Genomic DNA, 17,319 nt, shown 5'->3' on the forward strand with positions numbered 1-17,319 from the left:
TTTTGTTCCCAGGAGGTTATCGCCTGCTGGTGGCGTTAAGTTTCGTGGTCGGGTGAAAGGCGCGTTCCCGACGCCGGGGCGGCGGGTCGGGTTGCGAAGCCATCGCAGTCGTGGGAAAGTCATATGCGAGGTTTTCCTCGGTTACATTCTGCGTACATCGATGAAACTGGCTCCAGCACCGGAGGCGGACCTTCGAGGATTGCGCAGACATTATGGTGTCGTGACCCTCTCCACATGGGTGAGGGGTGGACTTGTGCATCCTTTGAGTGTAAATTTGAAACTTGCCGTGGCCTCTTCATGCCCAAAATCGTGCGTTACTTGCGCGATCGGCGTCGGGAGAACGGCATTTAGCCTTACCGGATCAAGGGAAGGAAGCCCCTTTGGCTGCTTCGAGCACCTCTAAGCCTACTGTTGTTGACGGCCGCCTCGCTGCTGACCGCGTCTCGTTCGCAAAGATTCACGAGCCTCTCGCCGTGCCGGACTTGCTGGGTCTTCAGACCTCCAGCTACCGCTGGCTCATCGGCGCCCCCGAGTGGCGTGAGAACGCTGCGCCTGGCGAGAAGTCGGGCCTCGAGGAGATTTTTGAGGAAGTCTCCCCAATCGAGAACACTGCCCAGACCATGGGTCTGGTCCTTTCCAACCCGCACCTCGAGGAAGAAAAGGCCTCGATGGCGGAGTGTAAAGAAAAGGATCTGACCTACTCCGCCGCGTTGTACGTCACCGCCGAGTTCCAGAACTACGAGACGGGCGAAATTAAGTCGCAGACCACCTTCATTGGCGATTTCCCGCTGATGACCCCGCAGGGTACCTTCATCATCAACGGTACTGAGCGCGTCGTGGTCTCCCAGCTTGTCCGTTCCCCGGGTGTCTATTTCGAGACCGCCGCGGATAAGACCTCCGATAAGCTCATTTACTCGACGAAGATCATCCCGTCGCGTGGTGCCTGGCTCGAGTTCGAGATCGACAAGCGCGATTCGGTTGGCGTTCGCGTGGATCGTAAGCGTAAGCAGTCGGTCACCGTGTTCCTCAAGGCGATCGGCATGTCCGAGGCTGAGATTCGCGAAGAGTTCGCCGATTACCCGGTGCTCATCGACACCCTGGAGAAGGATACGGTCCACACCCAGGAAGAGGCGCTCACGGACCTGTACCGTAAGCTGCGCCCGGGCGAGCCGCCGACGGCGGAGGCTGGCCGTTCGCTGCTGCGCAACTTCTACTTCAACCCCAAGCGCTACGACCTGGCGAAGGTCGGTCGCTACAAGGTGAACACCAAGCTTGGCCTGGATACCGCGGCCACCGAGCGTCAGCTCACGATCGCGGATATTACCGCGACGATCCGTTACCTCCTCGCGCTTCACGCGGGTGAGGCCCAGACCGTCACCGCTGAGGGCGGCGCCTCGGTTCCGGTGGAGAACGACGACATCGATCACTTCGGCAACCGCCGTATTCGCGCTGTTGGCGAGCTGATCCAGAACCAGGTGCGCACCGGTCTGTCGCGTCTCGATCGTATGGTCCGCGAGCGTATGACCACCCAGGAAGCGGAAGCGATCACGCCGTCGTCGCTGATCAATATCCGTCCGATCGTGGCAGCGATCAAGGAGTTCTTCGGAACATCGCAGCTGAGCCAGTTCATGGATCAGAACAACCCACTCGCTGGCTTGACCCACAAGCGCCGTCTGTCGGCACTTGGTCCGGGCGGCCTCTCGCGCGATCGCGCATCGATGGAAGTTCGAGACGTCCACCCGTCCCACTACGGCCGCATGTGTCCGATTGAGACCCCGGAAGGCCCGAACATTGGCTTGATCGGCTCGCTCGCCTCCTACGGTCGAGTGAACTCCTTTGGATTCATCGAGACCCCGTACCGCAAGGTTGTCGATGGCAAGGTGACCGACGAGATCGAGTACCTCAATGCCACGGATGAAGATCGTTACGCGATCGCTCAGGCCTCCGCACCGCTGAACCAGGATGGCTCGTTCCGTGATGAGGAAGTCCTCGTTCGTCTCCCCGGCGGCGAGCCTGCCCTGATCGAGGCCCACGAGGTGGGCTACATGGACATCTCCGCCCGCCAGATGGTGTCGGTGGGTACCGCGTCGATTCCGTTCCTCGAGCACGACGATGCGAACCGAGCCCTCATGGGCGCGAACATGCAGCGCCAGGCCGTGCCGCTCCTGCGTCCTACGGCTCCGCTCGTGGGCACCGGCGTCGAGATCCGCACCGCAGTCGATTCCGGTGACGTCACGGTGGCTCTCGCCCCCGGCGTCGTCACCGAAGTGTCGGCAGATGCCGTGCACGTGGAGGAGGATTCCGGAAACCACCGCGTCTACCGCCTGGCAAAGTTCGAGCGTTCGAACCCGGGCAACTGCACCAACCAGAAGGTGGCAGTCAACGAGGGTGACCGCCTGGAGAAGGGCTCGCTTATCGCAGACGGCCCGGCAACCGACGGCGGCGAGCTCGCGCTCGGCCAGAACCTTCTCGTGGCGTTCATGGCGTGGAACGGCTACAACTACGAGGACGCCATCATCCTGTCCCAGCGCGTGCAGTCGGAGGACATCCTCACCTCGATCCACATCGAGGAGCACGAGGTCGATGCTCGCGATACCAAGCTTGGACCGGAAGAGATCACCCGCGACATCCCGAATGTTTCGGAAGATACGCTCGCGAACCTTGACGAGCGCGGCATTATCCGCATCGGCGCCGAGGTGAAGGCTGGCGATATTCTCGTCGGCAAGATCACCCCGAAGGGTGAAACCGAGCTGACTTCCGAAGAGCGCCTCCTGCGCGCCATCTTCGGTGAGAAGGCAAAGGAAGTCCGCGATACCTCGATGCGCGTGCCGCACGGCGAGTGGGGCATCGTCATTGGCGTGTCCGAGTTCTCGGCCGAGAACCACGATGAGCTGGCAGCTGATGTTCGCCAGTCGGTGCGCGTGCTGATCGCTCAGCGCCGCAAGATCGTCATCGGCGATAAGATGGCAGGTCGCCACGGCAACAAGGGTGTGGTCTCACGCATCCTCCCGGTCGAAGATATGCCATTCCTCGAGGATGGCACCCCGGTGGACGTGGTCCTGAACCCGCTCGGCGTGCCGAGCCGTATGAACCTCGGTCAGGTCTTCGAGCTCCACCTTGGCTGGATCGCCAAGCAGGGCTGGGACGCCACCGAGGCGCGTCAGAATGGTGAAGAGTGGGCCAACCGCATCCCGGAGGATGCTGTTGTGGGCCATCCGCACCGTCTCGTCTCCACCCCGGTATTCGACGGTGTGCAGCACGATGAGCTCTCGGGTCTCCTTGCCAACACCCTCCCGAACCGCGACGGCGATCGCATGGTCGACGGCACCGGTAAGGCGCGTCTGTTCGACGGCCGCACCGGCGAGCCGTTCCCGGAGCGTGTGTCGGTGGGCTACATGTACATGCTCAAGCTGCACCACCTTGTGGACGACAAGATCCACGCCCGTTCCACGGGCCCGTACTCGATGGTGACCCAGCAGCCGCTCGGCGGTAAGGCACAGTTCGGTGGCCAGCGTTTCGGCGAGATGGAGGTGTGGGCGCTCGAGGCTTACGGCGCTGCACACACCCTCCAGGAAATGCTGACCATCAAGTCCGACGATACGGTCGGCCGCGTCAAGGTGTACGAGGCGATCGTGAAGGGCGACAACGTGCCCGAGCCGGGTATCCCGGAGTCGTTCAAGGTTCTCGTTCAGGAAATGCGTTCCCTGTGCTTGAACGTTGAGGCTCTGGATGCTGCTGGTAACCCGATCAACCTGCAGGATGCGGACGATGATGCGTTCCGCGCTCCGCAGTCGGCTGGAATCTCGACAGGCCTTGAGGGCCTGACCACGGGTGCGGATTTCTGATCCCACTGAAAACTTGTTGCGGGCGGGCCGCGCCGCTCGCCCGCAACGAGTGAACTGATATCAGGCGTAAAAACTGAGGAAGTAGGAATCTTGCTCGACGTTAATCTGTTCGATCAGCTTCATATTGCTCTTGCGACGTCGGAGGACATTCGCAAGTGGTCGCACGGCACGGTAACCAAGCCGGAGACCATCAACTACCGCACCCTCAAGCCGGAAAAGGACGGCTTGTTCGGTGAGCAGATCTTCGGCCCGACCCGCGATTGGGAGTGTGCGTGCGGCAAGTACAAGCGCCCGCGTTACAAGGGCATCGTGTGTGAGCGCTGTGGCGTTGAGGTCACGCGTTCGAAGGTTCGCCGTGAGCGCATGGGTCATATTGAGCTCGCCGCTCCCGTGACCCACATCTGGTACTTCAAGGGCGTTCCCTCGCGCCTTGGCTACCTGATGGACATCGCTCCGAAGGATCTGGAGAAGGTCATTTACTTCGCCGCCTACATGGTGACGGATGTGGATGAGGAGCGCCGTCATAACGATCTTCCGTCGCTCACGGCCGAGTACGAGCTTGAGCGCGAGAATATCATCAAGGATCGCGACGCCGCCGTCGAGCGTGCGTTGAAGGCTGAGGAAGCTGCGCTTGCGGAGGCGGAAGCCTCCGACGCCGACGCTGCGACTCGCGCCAAGATCAAGCGTAATGCGGAGTCGGATACGCGCCGTGTTCGTCGTCAGTACGAAGAGGATCTCGAGCGTCTCGAGAACGTGTGGGACAAGTTCACCAAGCTCAAGGTGGGCGATCTCGAGGGCGATGAAGAAGCATACCGCGAGATGAACCTGCGCTGGGGCGATTACTTTGAGGCGTCGCGCGGTGCTGAGGCTGTGCAGAAGCGCCTGCGAAACTTTGACCTGCAAGCCGAGCATGACCTGCTCGTGGAGCAGATTGAGACGGGCACCGCTCAGCGCAAGACCCGTGCTCTTAAGCGCATCAAAGTAGTCAACGCGTTCCTCCACTCGGGTATTGCGCCGGAGTCGATGGTCCTCGATGCGATTCCGGTGATCCCGCCGGATCTTCGCCCGATGGTTCAGCTCGACGGCGGCCGTTTCGCCACCTCGGATCTCAATGATCTGTACCGCCGCGTGATCAACCGCAACAACCGCCTCCAGCGCATGCTCGATCTGAACGCGCCGGAGATCATGGTCAACAACGAGAAGCGCATGCTTCAGGAGGCTGTGGACGCGCTGTTCGATAACGGCCGCCGTGGCCGCCCGGTTCAGGGCGCGGGCAACCGTCCCCTGAAGTCCCTCTCGGACATGCTCAAGGGTAAGCAGGGTCGTTTCCGCCAGAACCTTCTGGGTAAGCGCGTTGACTACTCGGGCCGTTCCGTGATCGTCGTGGGCCCGACGCTGAAGCTCCACCAGTGTGGTCTTCCCAAGACCATGGCCCTCGAGCTGTTCAAGCCGTTCGTGCAAAAGCGCCTTGTGGATCTTGAGCTTGCGAAGAATATTAAGGCTGCCAAGCGCCTGATCGATCGCCAGCGCGACGAAGTGTTCGACGTTCTTGAAGAGGTCATTAAGGAGCACCCGGTGCTGCTCAACCGCGCACCCACGCTCCACCGTCTCGGTATTCAGGCGTTCGAGCCGCAGCTGATCGAAGGTAAGGCAATCCGCCTTCACCCGCTCGTGTGTTCCGCGTTCAACGCCGACTTCGACGGTGACCAGATGGCTGTCCACCTTCCGCTGTCGGTGGAGGCGCAGGCTGAGGCTCGTATCCTCATGCTGTCGGCTAACAATATCCTCAAGCCTTCCGATGGTCGCCCTGTGACCGTTCCGGCTCAGGACATGATTATTGGTCTGTATCACTTGACGATGCTCCGTCCGGGCGCCGAGGGTGAAGGTCACTACTTCACGTCGATGGCCGAGGCTGAGATGGCGAAGGATCTGGGCAAGCTCAATCTTGAAGCGGAGTGCTACATCCGCTTCCACGCGGGCGACATTACGCTCCCGCGTGACTGGCAGGCTCCGGAGGGTTACGAGGAGGGTGACGACATCATCCTCAAGACCTCGCTCGGCCGTGCGCTGTTCAATGAGGCTCTGCCCACTACCTTCCCGTACGTGAATAAGGTTGTCGATAAGAAGGTCCTCGGCTCGCTCGTCAACGAGCTCGCTGAACGCTACCCGAAGGTCGACGTCGGCGCATCGCTGGACGCCCTGAAGAACACCGGTTACTACTGGGGTGGTCGTTCGGGCGTGACCATCGCCGTGTCCGACGTCGCGACTCCGCCAAACAAGGCAGAGATTTTGGAGAAGGCCGAGGAGCGCGCAGCGAAGATCGAGCAGGACTTCCAGGAAGGTAACATCCGCGATTCGGATCGTCGTCGTGACCTCGTGAACCTGTGGACTGAGGTTACCGACAACGTGGCTGACGAAATGCGTGCCCACTTCGACGATTTCAACAACATCAACCAGATGGTGTCGTCGGGAGCTCGTGGTAACTGGATGCAGATTCGCCAGGTGGCGGGCATGCGTGGCCTGGTGGCCGACCCGAAGGGTGAGATTATTCCTCGCCCGATTAAGTCGAACTACTATGAGGGCTTGTCGGCACTCGAGTACTTCACCGCAACCCACGGCGCCCGTAAGGGCCTGGCCGATACCGCTCTTCGTACGGCCGACTCGGGTTACCTGACCCGTCGTCTCGTGGACGTCGCTCAGGACGTGATCGTGCGCGAAGCAGACTGTGGCACTCGCCGCGGCCTGACCAAGTCGATTGTGGAAATCGACTCCGAGCGCAACGAGATCCGCCTGGTTAACGGCCAGCGAGTCACAGAAAAGGAAGTCTCGGCAGCCGATTGGGCAGCCGGCGAGGTGTTGCCACACGAGGAGATTGACACCTCGGTGTACGCGCGCACCTTGGCAAAGGATGCAGTGGACGCCGAGGGCAACGTTGTGATCGCTGCTGGCACCGATATTGGTGACGTCGCGCTCGAGAAGATGCTCGATGCGGGCATCAAGGAGATTTCGGTTCGTTCCGTGCTCACCTGTGATTCGCGCGTTGGTACCTGTGCTATGTGCTACGGCCGTTCGCTGGCTACCGGCAAGCTGGTGGATATCGGCGAGGCTGTGGGTATCGTTTCGGCTCAGTCGATTGGCGAGCCGGGTACCCAGCTGACGATGCGTACGTTCCACACCGGTGGTGCGGCGTCGGCAGAGGATATTACTCAGGGTCTTCCGCGTGTGCAGGAGCTCTTCGAGGCCCGAACCCCGAAGGGTGAGGCTCCGATCGTGGAGGCAGCTGGAAAGCTCGAGATCGAGGATCTGGAGCGCTCGCGTCGCCTGATCATCAAGCGCGACGACGGCGACGAGGACATCACGTACCTCGTAGCGAAGCGTGCCAAGCTCCTCGTGCCGGAGGGGTCGCACGTTGAGGTTGGCCAGCAGCTCGTTGAGGGTTCTGTGGATCCGAAGAAGGTGTTGCGTATCTCGGGTCGCCGCACGGCTCAGCTTCACCTCGTCTCCGAGGTACAGCACGTGTACCGCTCGCAGGGCGTGGAGATCCACGACAAGCACATCGAGGTGATCGTTCGCCAGATGCTCCGCCGTGTCACGGTTCTCGATTCGGGCGATTCGTCGCTCCTTCCGGGCGAGCTCGTGGACGTTGCGGTGTTTGAAGATGCCAACCGCGCCACTCTCGCACACGGTGGCAAGCCGGCGTCGGGCCGTCCGGAACTCATGGGTATCACCAAGGCTTCGCTCGCAACCGATTCGTGGCTGTCGGCCGCATCGTTCCAGGAGACCACTAAGGTCCTCACGGAAGCGGCCCTCAACTCCAAGTCGGATCCGCTCGCGGGCCTCAAGGAGAACGTCATCCTTGGTAAGCTCATCCCGGCCGGTACTGGCCTGGAGACTCTGCGCCACGTGTCGGTGGAGCCCACCGCCGAGGCGCGCAGTGAGTATGAGTCGGTCAACTCCTTCATGTCGAACACGGAGGAGTATGAGGATCTCTACGGCTACTCGGCCATGGATTTTGATTCTGGCCTTGGATACGGTTTCAGCAACTTCTGATTGGTCGCGCGTGAAAAATCACGCCGGCTGAGATGAATCCGCGGGGTGCGGGCGAAAATATCGCCCGCACCCCGCGTTTCGTCGTCGGGCCACTACCCGCAGGCGGAGTTGCGCTCCTGACGTCGTCGGAGACGAACCGAAACCCACCGCAAAGTGTGCCTTAACCCACCTGCGTCCGTGTTCAAAAACTTTTGACGTTTTGCTCCCGCGGGCACTATTCTTGACAATGGTGCCCGTTCCGGGAGCTTTATGTTGCCCTGTTCGGATGATGCCATTGCCTCCACGCGATGTCATGATTCGGCTTGAAGCTCACGGACGTGATGAGGGGACGGTGTCCCTCTGACCGCAGGCTAAAGTGAAAAGGGCTTGGCAGGCGGGCAAACTTGACGAAAACATTCGACATAGGAGAAATAGTGCCAACTATTCAGCAGCTGGTCCGTAAGGGCCGCTCGAGCAAGTCGAGTGCATCCTCCACTCGTGCGCTGAAGGGATCCCCGCAGCGTCGAGGCGTGTGCACCCGCGTCTACACCACCACCCCGAAGAAGCCGAACTCGGCTCTTCGTAAGGTCGCCCGTGTGCGTCTTTCCTCGGGTATCGAGGTCTCCGCATACATCCCGGGTGAGGGCCACAACCTCCAGGAGCACTCGATCGTGCTCGTTCGCGGAGGCCGTGTGAAGGACCTCCCGGGTGTCCGTTACCACATCGTCCGTGGCGCTCTCGACACCCAGGGTGTCAAGAACCGCGCCCAGGGTCGTTCGAAGTACGGTGCGAAGAAGGAGAAGAAGTAATGGCACGTAAGGGCCCCATCAAGAAGCGCCCGCTGGTGGCCGATCCGGTTCACCACTCGCAGCTCGTTACCCAGCTCATTAACCGCGTCCTGCTGGACGGCAAGAAGACCAAGGCTGAGGCCATCGTTTACGGTGCGCTTGCCGGTGTTGCTGAGAAGACCAAGCAGGAGCCGCTGGATGTCCTCAAGCGCGCGATGGAGAACATTCGCCCGCAGCTCGAGGTCCGTTCCCGCCGCGTCGGTGGCGCCACCTATCAGGTTCCGACCGAGGTGAAGCCGAACCGTGCAAACACGCTCGCTCTTCGTTGGCTCGTGGATTTCTCCCGCCAGCGTCGTGAGAACACCATGCAGGATCGCCTCATGAACGAAATCATGGACGCCGCTAACGGCCTCGGAGCTGCTGTGAAGCGCCGCGAGGATATGCACCGTATGGCAGAGGCCAACCGCGCCTTCGCCCACTACCGCTGGTAATCGAAGGGAGCTATCCAAGTGGCAGAACACAAGGTTATTACAGACCTTTCCCGCGTTCGTAACATTGGTATTATGGCGCATATTGACGCCGGTAAGACCACGACGACCGAGCGCATTCTTTTCTACACCGGTATTAACTACAAGATCGGTGAGACCCACGACGGTGCTTCGACCACCGACTGGATGGAGCAGGAGAAGGAGCGCGGCATTACGATTACGTCGGCCGCTGTGACCTCCTACTGGAAGAACGCCCAGAAGAAGGACGTTCAGATCAACATCATCGACACCCCTGGCCACGTCGACTTCACCGTTGAGGTGGAGCGCTCGCTGCGCGTCCTCGACGGCGCTGTGGCAGTGTTCGACGGCAAGGAAGGTGTGGAGCCGCAGTCGGAGACGGTGTGGCGCCAGGCGGACAAGTACGACGTCCCGCGCGTTTGCTTCATCAACAAGATGGACAAGATGGGTGCGGACTTCTACTTCTCGGTTCAGACCATTAAGGACCGTCTGAAGGCAAAGCCGCTGGTTCTCAACCTACCGATCGGTGCTGAGTCGGAGCTCTCCGGCGTTGTCGATCTGCTGAAGATGAAGGCAATCCGCTTCCCGGCAAAGGACGACAAGGGCAACGACACCCTTGGCGCCGTCGTTGTCGAGGAGGAGATTCCGGCCGATATGCTCGAGAAGGCGGAGGAGTACCGCGCCGAGCTCATCGAGACCATCGCAGAGAACGACGAGGAGCTTCTCGAGAAGTACCTCGGCGGCGAAGAGCCCACCATTGACGAGATGAAGGCAGTGATTCGCCGCCTGACCATCGCTTCGGAGGCGTTCCCGGTGTTCGCCGGCTCGGCATACAAGAACATTGGCGTGCAGCCCGTGCTGGATGCGGTTGTGGATTACCTCCCGTCCCCGCTCGATATCGGCGCTGTGCACGGCCACGATCCGAAGGATGAGGATGTTGAGCTTACGCGCGAGCCGTCCGAGGACGCTCCGTTCGCAGCCCTCGCCTTCAAGATTGCTGTCCACCCGTTCTTCGGCCGTCTGACCTTCGTTCGTATTTACTCGGGCAAGGTTGCTCAGGGCGATCAGGTCCTGAACGCGTCGAAGGGCAAGAAGGAGCGTATCGGCAAGATCTTCCAGATGCACTCCAACAAGGAGAACCCGGTCGATGAGGCACATGCAGGCCACATCTACGCTGTTGTTGGTCTGAAGGACACCACCACCGGTGATTCGCTGACCGACATCAACCACCCGATCTCGCTCGAGTCGATGACCTTCCCGGATCCCGTTATCCACGTGGCCATCGAGCCGAAGTCGAAGGCTGACCAGGAGAAGCTGGGTATCGCTATCCAGAAGCTCGCCGAAGAGGATCCGACCTTCACGGTCCGTCTCGACGACGAGTCCGGCCAGACCGTCATCGGCGGCATGGGCGAGCTCCACCTCGACATCCTCGTTGATCGTATGCGCCGCGAGTTCAAGGTGGACGCGAACGTTGGTTCCCCGATGGTTGCATACCGTGAGACCATCCGCGGCACTGCAAAGTCCGTTGAGTACACTCACAAGAAGCAGACCGGTGGTTCGGGCCAGTTCGCAAAGGTTATTGTCACCTTCGAGCCTCTCGAGGAGAACGAAGAGGGCAACACCTACGAGTTTGTCGACGCCGTTACCGGCGGCCGCGTGCCGCGCGAGTACATTCCGTCGGTCGATGCTGGTATTCAGGCAGCCATGGAGAACGGCGTTCTTGCCGGTTACCCGATGGTGAACGTGAAGGCCACGCTCGAAGACGGTGCGTACCACGACGTCGATTCCTCCGAAATGGCGTTCAAGATCGCCGGCCAGATGGTGTTCCGCGAGGGCGCTAAGCGCGCTAAGCCGGTCATCCTCGAGCCTGTGATGGACGTGGAGGTTCGTACTCCTGAGGAGTACATGGGAGATGTGATCGGCGATCTTAACTCCCGCCGTGGTCAGATCTCCTCGATGGAGGACGCGACGGGCGTGAAGATCGTTCGCGCTCTCGTTCCGCTTTCCGAAATGTTTGGTTACATTGGCGATCTGCGTTCGAAGACGCAGGGTCGCGCAGTGTACACCATGCAGTTCGCAAAGTACCAGGAGGTTCCGAAGGCTGTGTCCGACGAAATCATCCAGAAGACCCGTGGCGAGTGAGCCAACAGGTACATTACAATAAACAAGTAACCAGTAGGTTCTAGCCTCGGGTATGGGAGTGTGTGCTTCCGTCCCAAAGCTGTACAACCAATCAATCGAATCCCAGGAGGGGAATAGTGGCCAAGGCCAAGTACGACAAGTCCAAGCCGCATATGAACATCGGCACCATCGGTCACGTCGATCACGGTAAGACGACGACGACCGCTGCTATCACCAAGGTTCTCGCGGATAAGTACCCGGATCTGAACGAGTTCACCCCGTTCGACCAGGTCGACAACGCTCCCGAGGAGCGCCAGCGTGGTATTACCATCAACGTTTCGCACGTTGAGTACCAGACCGAGAAGCGTCACTACGCTCACGTGGACGCCCCGGGCCACGCCGATTACATCAAGAACATGATTACCGGCGCTGCTCAGATGGACGGCGCAATCCTCGTGGTTGCTGCTACCGACGGCCCGATGGCTCAGACCCGCGAGCACGTGCTGCTCGCTCGCCAGGTGGGCGTGCCGCAGATCATCGTGGCTCTGAACAAGGCTGACATGGTCGATGACGAGGAGCTCCTCGAGCTCGTCGAGATGGAGGTTCGTGACCTCCTCTCGTCGCAGGAGTACCCGGGCGACGACCTCCCGGTCGTCAAGATCTCGGCTCTCAAGGCTCTCGAGGGCGACGAGAAGTGGACCGCTTCCATCGAGGAGCTCATGGATCAGGTCGACAACTACTTCGACGACCCGGTTCGCGATCTCGACAAGCCGTTCCTCATGCCAATCGAGGACGTCTTCACGATCACCGGCCGCGGCACCGTTGTGACCGGCCGTGTTGAGCGTGGCCAGCTGAACCTGAACGAGGAAGTCGAGATTCTCGGCATCCGCGCTCCGCAGAAGACCACCGTTACCGGTATCGAGATGTTCCACAAGCAGATGGACTACGCTGAGGCTGGCGAGAACTGTGGCCTCCTCCTGCGTGGCACCAAGCGTGAGGAAGTTGAGCGTGGCCAGGTTGTGGCTAAGCCGGGTTCGATCACCCCGCACACCAACTTCGAGGCACAGGTTTACGTGCTGAAGAAGGAAGAGGGCGGCCGTCACAACCCGTTCTTCTCGAACTACCGTCCGCAGTTCTACTTCCGTACCACGGACGTGACCGGTATCATCACCCTCCCGGAGGGCACCGAGATGGTCATGCCTGGCGACAACACTGAGATGACCGTTGAGCTCATCCAGCCGATTGCTATGGAAGAGGGCCTCGGCTTCGCTATCCGCGAGGGTGGCCACACCGTGGGTTCAGGCCGTGTTATCAAGATCATCAAGTGATGATCTGAGCTCACAGGGTTAAAACCTCAAGGGCCCCGATGCTCAAGCATCGGGGCCCTTCCTTTTTGTGCTCGTGAGCAGTGTTTTGTGGAAAGTGCTTGCTGCACGATAGAGCTACGAATCAGTAAGGTCGCACGCCGGGTGCAACGGGAGCAAACGTAGTTGCTTCCATTCGATGATGCATGAATCCGTCGTTCCACAGAAGCTCGGCGACGCCGGGTGTGAGGATAGGTAAGAGTTTGGGATTAGTCTCGTAGTCACCGGGTTCGCATTGGAGGTCGAAACCGTCTTCGTCGACGACGACGATTGCGCCGATATGGCCGGGAGATTCTGGTGAAAGCAGAATGTACTCACGCGAGCTTGCTCGATAGCGCGGATCGGAACCACCGGTTTCGAGGAATCGCCACATGGTTCCGTTGAGGACGATGTGGATTGATGCCCGACACCAGTGTGACCCCTCGCCGACAACCACGACGGCAAATTGGCCCTCTGTGAGAACGATCTGGTTGTCGAGCGGCATTGGCTCCGTAAAGCTTTTGGGGGACACATGGAATCTGGAAAATGGATTGTCCCAGTCGTAAAATCGCGTAGCTATGTCAGGGTCGTACCATTGCACCATGAAATCGCCCTCGCGGTCCGATAGGGGAGCGATTGCTGCCCCGGCTGCGATCCTTTTGGATACCGTTCCCTCCTTGACTGGCAACAGTAGATAGCCAAGTGGAGCGTTCCGTGTAAATTCATAAATCATATTATCCTCCATTAGTTGTTGGTAGTCTATTATTTCATCTTCGTATAAGTGAACCTTAAATATTTCCAAAACTGTGGATAGTGTGCGATGGATGACGGCAAAATATGTTAAGGCATGGTCGTGTGTGGGCTCACAGCACGAGAACTGGCTACGTGACGAGTGTGCTGGTACCGTATGGAGGGTTCGAGTCCGGAGGCGCAATTGCTGAGAGTCCGCGGGAGTGTGGTTCGACACGATCTTGCGGACGAGTTTGGTGGAAACGGTGAATTTCTGCCATACTGGTGTAGTTGCCCGGGAGGGCTGTAAGAACTTGGCCGATCTGCAAAAGCAGACCGGTACATTAAGAGGTTCATCAAAATCACATAGGGCTTGACGGATTGCGACTCATCATCGCGGTGCACGCCCATGCGTATGGGATTTTGGTTAACCGCGGTAGAGAGAGGGAGACGACGCCATGGCGGGACAAAAGATCCGCATCCGTCTGAAGTCTTATGACCACGAGGTCATCGACAACGCAGCGAAAAAGCTCGTCGACGAAGTTACCCGTACTGGAGCGTCTGTTGTGGGACCCGTTCCGTTGCCGACCGAGAAGAATGTCTTCACGGTCATTCGCTCGCCCCACAAGTACAAGGACAGTCGCGAGGCGTTTGAAATGCGTACGCACAAGCGCCTGATCGACATCGTCGATCCGACCCTGAAGACCATCGATACCCTGCGTCGTCTGGATTTACCGGCCGATGTCAGCGTCGATATTACGCTCTGAGGTAACGCATTATGACCAAGAAAATTACTTTTGCGCCGCAGAAGCCTGCTTACAAGGCGCTTCTCGGTACCAAGCTGGGTATGACCCAGGTGTGGGACGACGAGGGTAAGCTCGTCCCCGTCACCGTGGTGTCTGTTGGAAAGAACGTTGTGACGCAGATCCGCACCCCTGAGGTCGACGGATACGCCGCCGTTCAGATCGGCTCCGGTGAGCTGAAGAATAAGAACGTGACCAAGCCGCTCGCTGGCCACTTCGAGAAGGCCGGTGTGACCCCGCGCCGCCACGTCGCGGAGATCCGCACCGAGGACGCTGCCGAGTACACGCTCGGTCAGGAGCTCGGTGTGGAGACTTTCGAGGCTGGCGCGTCGGTGGACGTTATCGGTAAGTCGAAGGGTAAGGGCTTCGCCGGCGTCATGAAGCGCCACGGCTTTGCTGGCGTTTCCGCTTCGCACGGTGCTCACCGTAACCACCGCAAGCCGGGCTCGATTGGCGCTTGCGCCACCCCGTCCCGTGTGTTCCGCGGTATGCGCATGGCTGGCCGTATGGGCTCCGCCCGCGTCACCGTGCAGAATCTGACCATTCACGCGATCGACGCCGAGAACAACCTGCTTCTCGTTACCGGTGCTATTCCGGGCCCCAAGGGTGGCGTTGTCGTTGTTCGTTCGTCCGTGAAGGGAGCCTGATTTTAAATGGCAGACTTCAAGGTAGACGTGCTTGACGCAACCGGCAAGAAGACCGGCGACGTTACACTGGCAGCGGAGCTGTTTGATCTTGAGATCAACATTCCGCTGATCCACCAGGTTGTTGTTGCTCAGCTTGCTGCTGCTCGTCAGGGCACTCACAAGACCAAGACCCGCGCTGAAGTTTCCGGCGGCGGTGTGAAGCCGTTCAAGCAGAAGGGTACCGGTCGCGCCCGCCAGGGTTCGATCCGTGCACCGCACTTCACCGGCGGCGGCATCGTTCACGGCCCGCAGCCGCGTTCCTATGCGCAGCGCACCCCCAAGAAGATGATTGCCGCGGCACTTCGCCAGGCACTGTCGGATCGCGCTCGTAACGGCCGCATCCACGTCGTGACCGAATTCCTCGGCGGCGAGAAGCCCTCGACGAAGACCGCCCTTGGCCTTCTGAACAAGGTGGCACAGTCGGGTAACGCTCTCGTCGTTATTGAGCGTTCGGATGATCTCTCGGCGCTGTCGCTGCGAAACGCGCAGGAAGCACACGTGCTGTACGCCGATCAGCTCAATGCCTACGACGTTCTTGTTGCCGACGACGTCATCTTCACCGAGGCTGCCCTCAACAACTGGGTTGCCGCTAACTCGAAGGAGGCCACGAAGTGACCGAGTACGCAGCTTTCAAGAACAAGAATCCGCGTGACATCATTCTGGCGCCGGTTGCCTCTGAGAAGGCGGCTCGCCTTGAGGACGAGGGTAAGTACACGTTCCTCGTGCACCCGGATTCCAACAAGACCGAGATCAAGCTCGCGATTGAGTCGATCTTCAAGGTCAAGGTTGATTCGGTGAACACCCAGAACCGTTACGGCAAGACTCGCCGCACCCGCAACGGCATTGGCCGTCGCAAGGCGACGAAGCGCGCCATCGTGACCCTCCGCGAGGGCTCGATCGACATCTACGGTGACATCGTCGGCTGACGCCGGCAGGACTAAGAGGAAAAGAACTCATGGGAATTCGTAAGTACAAGCCGACGACCCCGGGTCGTCGCGGTGCGAGCGTTGCCGACTTCGCCGAGATCACTCGATCGACCCCGGAGAAGTCGCTGCTTCGCCCGCTTCACAAGACTGGTGGCCGCAACAACAACGGCCGCATCACCACCCGCCACAAGGGCGGCGGTCACAAGCGCCAGTACCGCGTGATCGACTTCCGTCGTCACGACAAGGACGGCGTGCCGGCACGCGTTGCTCATATCGAGTACGATCCGAACCGTACCGCGCGTATTGCTCTTCTGCACTACGCCGACGGCGAGAAGCGCTACATCCTCGCTCCGAACAAGCTCGTTCAGGGCGCCATGGTGGAGAACGGCCCCTCGGCCGACATCAAGCCGGGCAACAACCTCCCGCTGCGTAACATCCCGGTTGGTACCGTGATTCACGCTGTCGAGATGCGCCCGGGTGGCGGCGCCAAGATCGCCCGCTCGGCTGGCACTTCGGTTCAGCTCGTTGCTAAGGAAGGCAAGCTTGCTCAGCTGCGTATGCCGTCCGGCGAAATCCGCAATGTTGACGCTCGTTGCCGCGCAACGGTTGGCGAAGTCGGCAATGCTGAGCAGTCGAACATCAACTGGGGCAAGGCTGGCCGCATGCGCTGGAAGGGCGTCCGCCCGACCGTCCGTGGTGTTGTGATGAACCCGTTCGACCACCCGCACGGTGGTGGCGAGGGCAAGACCTCCGGTGGCCGTCATCCGGTTACGCCGTGGGGTAAGCCTGAGGGTCGTACCCGTCATGCCAACAAGCACAGCGACAAGCTCATTGTTCGCCGTCGCAAGACCGGTAAGAAGCGCTGATCAGGAGGATATGAGCTATGCCGCGTAGTTTGAAGAAGGGCCCGTTCGTCGACGATCACCTTATGAAGAAGGTTGATGAGCAGAACGAAAAGGGCACCAAGAACGTTATTAAGACCTGGTCGCGTCGTTCGGTTATCACGCCGGACTTCCTTGGCCACACGTTCGCAGTCCATGACGGCCGGAAGCATGTTCCGGTGTTCGTCACCGAGTCCATGGTTGGTCACAAGCTCGGCGAGTTCGCCCCGACGCGTACCTTCAAGGGTCACGTCAAGGACGATCGCAAGGGCCGTCGCCGCTGAGGCAAGAGGAGAGAATTATGGAAGCAAAAGCACAGGCGCGTTACGTGCGTGTGACTCCGCAGAAGTCTCGCCGCGTGGTCAACGAGATCCGTGGCATGCGTGCGCTTGCTGCAGTTGATCTGCTGACTTACGCACCGCAGGCCGTGGCGAAGGATGTGAAGAAGGTTCTCGAGTCCGCTCTCGCGAACGCTCGTTACGCCGCAGATGCAGCAGGCGAGAAGTTCATGGATGGCGATTTCGTTGTGTCGGCTGCCTACGTTGATGAGGGCCCCACGATGAAGCGCATCCAGCCGCGTGCACAGGGTCGCGCAAACCGCATCCTGAAGCGCACCAGCCACATCACGGTGGTCGTGTCGAACGAGAAGAAGGGAGCCTGAT

General features: G+C 59.9%; 14 protein-coding genes. 13 read left to right on the forward strand and 1 reads right to left on the reverse strand.

Annotated features, from left to right (window positions below; all coding sequences use genetic code 11):
* Nucleotides 1-380: 380 nt before the first annotated feature.
* The 6 genes from rpoB to tuf all read left to right on the forward strand — a co-directional run bounded on the left by rpoB (nt 381) and on the right by tuf (nt 12,617).
* Nucleotides 381-3,845, forward strand: a complete 3,465-nt coding sequence (rpoB, locus tag P8A24_RS02335; protein WP_278059332.1) for a DNA-directed RNA polymerase subunit beta — start codon at nt 381-383, stop codon at nt 3,843-3,845.
* Between the two features lie 90 nt (nt 3,846-3,935).
* Nucleotides 3,936-7,895: a DNA-directed RNA polymerase subunit beta' gene (gene rpoC, locus P8A24_RS02340; RefSeq protein ID WP_278059334.1), complete on the forward strand. Its 3,960-nt coding sequence runs from the start codon at nt 3,936-3,938 to the stop codon at nt 7,893-7,895.
* Between the two features lie 413 nt (nt 7,896-8,308).
* On the forward strand, nt 8,309-8,683 hold the full coding sequence (rpsL, locus tag P8A24_RS02345; RefSeq protein ID WP_278059337.1) for a 30S ribosomal protein S12: 375 nt from the start codon (nt 8,309-8,311) through the stop codon (nt 8,681-8,683).
* Nucleotides 8,683-9,153: a 30S ribosomal protein S7 gene (rpsG, locus tag P8A24_RS02350; RefSeq protein ID WP_278059339.1), complete on the forward strand. Its 471-nt coding sequence runs from the start codon at nt 8,683-8,685 to the stop codon at nt 9,151-9,153. The genes rpsL and rpsG overlap by 1 nt, the downstream gene beginning before the upstream one ends.
* A gap of 18 nt (nt 9,154-9,171) precedes the next feature.
* A complete protein-coding gene (gene fusA / locus P8A24_RS02355; RefSeq protein ID WP_278059342.1) occupies nt 9,172-11,310 on the forward strand; it encodes an elongation factor G in 2,139 nt (712 codons plus the stop codon).
* A gap of 116 nt (nt 11,311-11,426) precedes the next feature.
* Nucleotides 11,427-12,617: an elongation factor Tu gene (gene tuf / locus P8A24_RS02360; protein ID WP_278059344.1), complete on the forward strand. Its 1,191-nt coding sequence runs from the start codon at nt 11,427-11,429 to the stop codon at nt 12,615-12,617.
* A gap of 121 nt (nt 12,618-12,738) precedes the next feature.
* Here tuf and P8A24_RS02365 read toward each other — a convergent pair whose 3' ends face one another.
* Nucleotides 12,739-13,365 carry a hypothetical protein gene (locus P8A24_RS02365; protein WP_278059346.1) on the reverse strand — a complete coding sequence of 209 codons (627 nt, stop codon included), beginning with the start codon at nt 13,363-13,365 and terminating at the stop codon, nt 12,739-12,741.
* A 454-nt stretch (nt 13,366-13,819) separates the two neighbouring features.
* Here P8A24_RS02365 and rpsJ point away from each other — a divergent pair, with 454 nt between their 5' ends.
* The 7 genes from rpsJ to rplV are packed head-to-tail and all read left to right on the forward strand — an operon-like array spanning nt 13,820 to nt 17,318.
* The gene (gene rpsJ, locus P8A24_RS02370) at nt 13,820-14,128 is read left to right on the forward strand and encodes a 30S ribosomal protein S10 (RefSeq protein WP_278013182.1); all 309 of its coding nucleotides are present in this window, start codon (nt 13,820-13,822) and stop codon (nt 14,126-14,128) included.
* Nucleotides 14,129-14,139: 11 nt separating this feature from the next.
* A complete protein-coding gene (gene rplC / locus P8A24_RS02375; RefSeq protein ID WP_278059351.1) occupies nt 14,140-14,811 on the forward strand; it encodes a 50S ribosomal protein L3 in 672 nt (223 codons plus the stop codon).
* Between the two features lie 6 nt (nt 14,812-14,817).
* The gene (gene rplD / locus P8A24_RS02380) at nt 14,818-15,465 is read left to right on the forward strand and encodes a 50S ribosomal protein L4 (protein WP_278059353.1); all 648 of its coding nucleotides are present in this window, start codon (nt 14,818-14,820) and stop codon (nt 15,463-15,465) included.
* Nucleotides 15,462-15,776 (forward strand): 50S ribosomal protein L23, encoded by a 315-nt coding sequence (rplW, locus tag P8A24_RS02385; protein WP_278059355.1) that lies wholly within the window; start codon nt 15,462-15,464, stop codon nt 15,774-15,776. The genes rplD and rplW overlap by 4 nt, the downstream gene beginning before the upstream one ends.
* A 29-nt stretch (nt 15,777-15,805) precedes the next feature.
* Entirely contained in the window at nt 15,806-16,642 is an 837-nt protein-coding gene (gene rplB, locus P8A24_RS02390; RefSeq protein ID WP_278059358.1) for a 50S ribosomal protein L2, read from the forward strand.
* A 17-nt stretch (nt 16,643-16,659) separates the two neighbouring features.
* The gene (gene rpsS / locus P8A24_RS02395; protein ID WP_278059360.1) at nt 16,660-16,941 is read left to right on the forward strand and encodes a 30S ribosomal protein S19; all 282 of its coding nucleotides are present in this window, start codon (nt 16,660-16,662) and stop codon (nt 16,939-16,941) included.
* A 17-nt stretch (nt 16,942-16,958) separates the two neighbouring features.
* Entirely contained in the window at nt 16,959-17,318 is a 360-nt protein-coding gene (gene rplV, locus P8A24_RS02400; protein WP_278059361.1) for a 50S ribosomal protein L22, read from the forward strand.
* The last annotated feature ends 1 nt before the right edge of the window (nt 17,319 follow it).

The organism is Arcanobacterium wilhelmae, from assembly GCF_029632765.1.
In the GTDB taxonomy this organism is placed as follows: Bacteria; Actinomycetota; Actinomycetes; order Actinomycetales; family Actinomycetaceae; genus Arcanobacterium; species Arcanobacterium wilhelmae.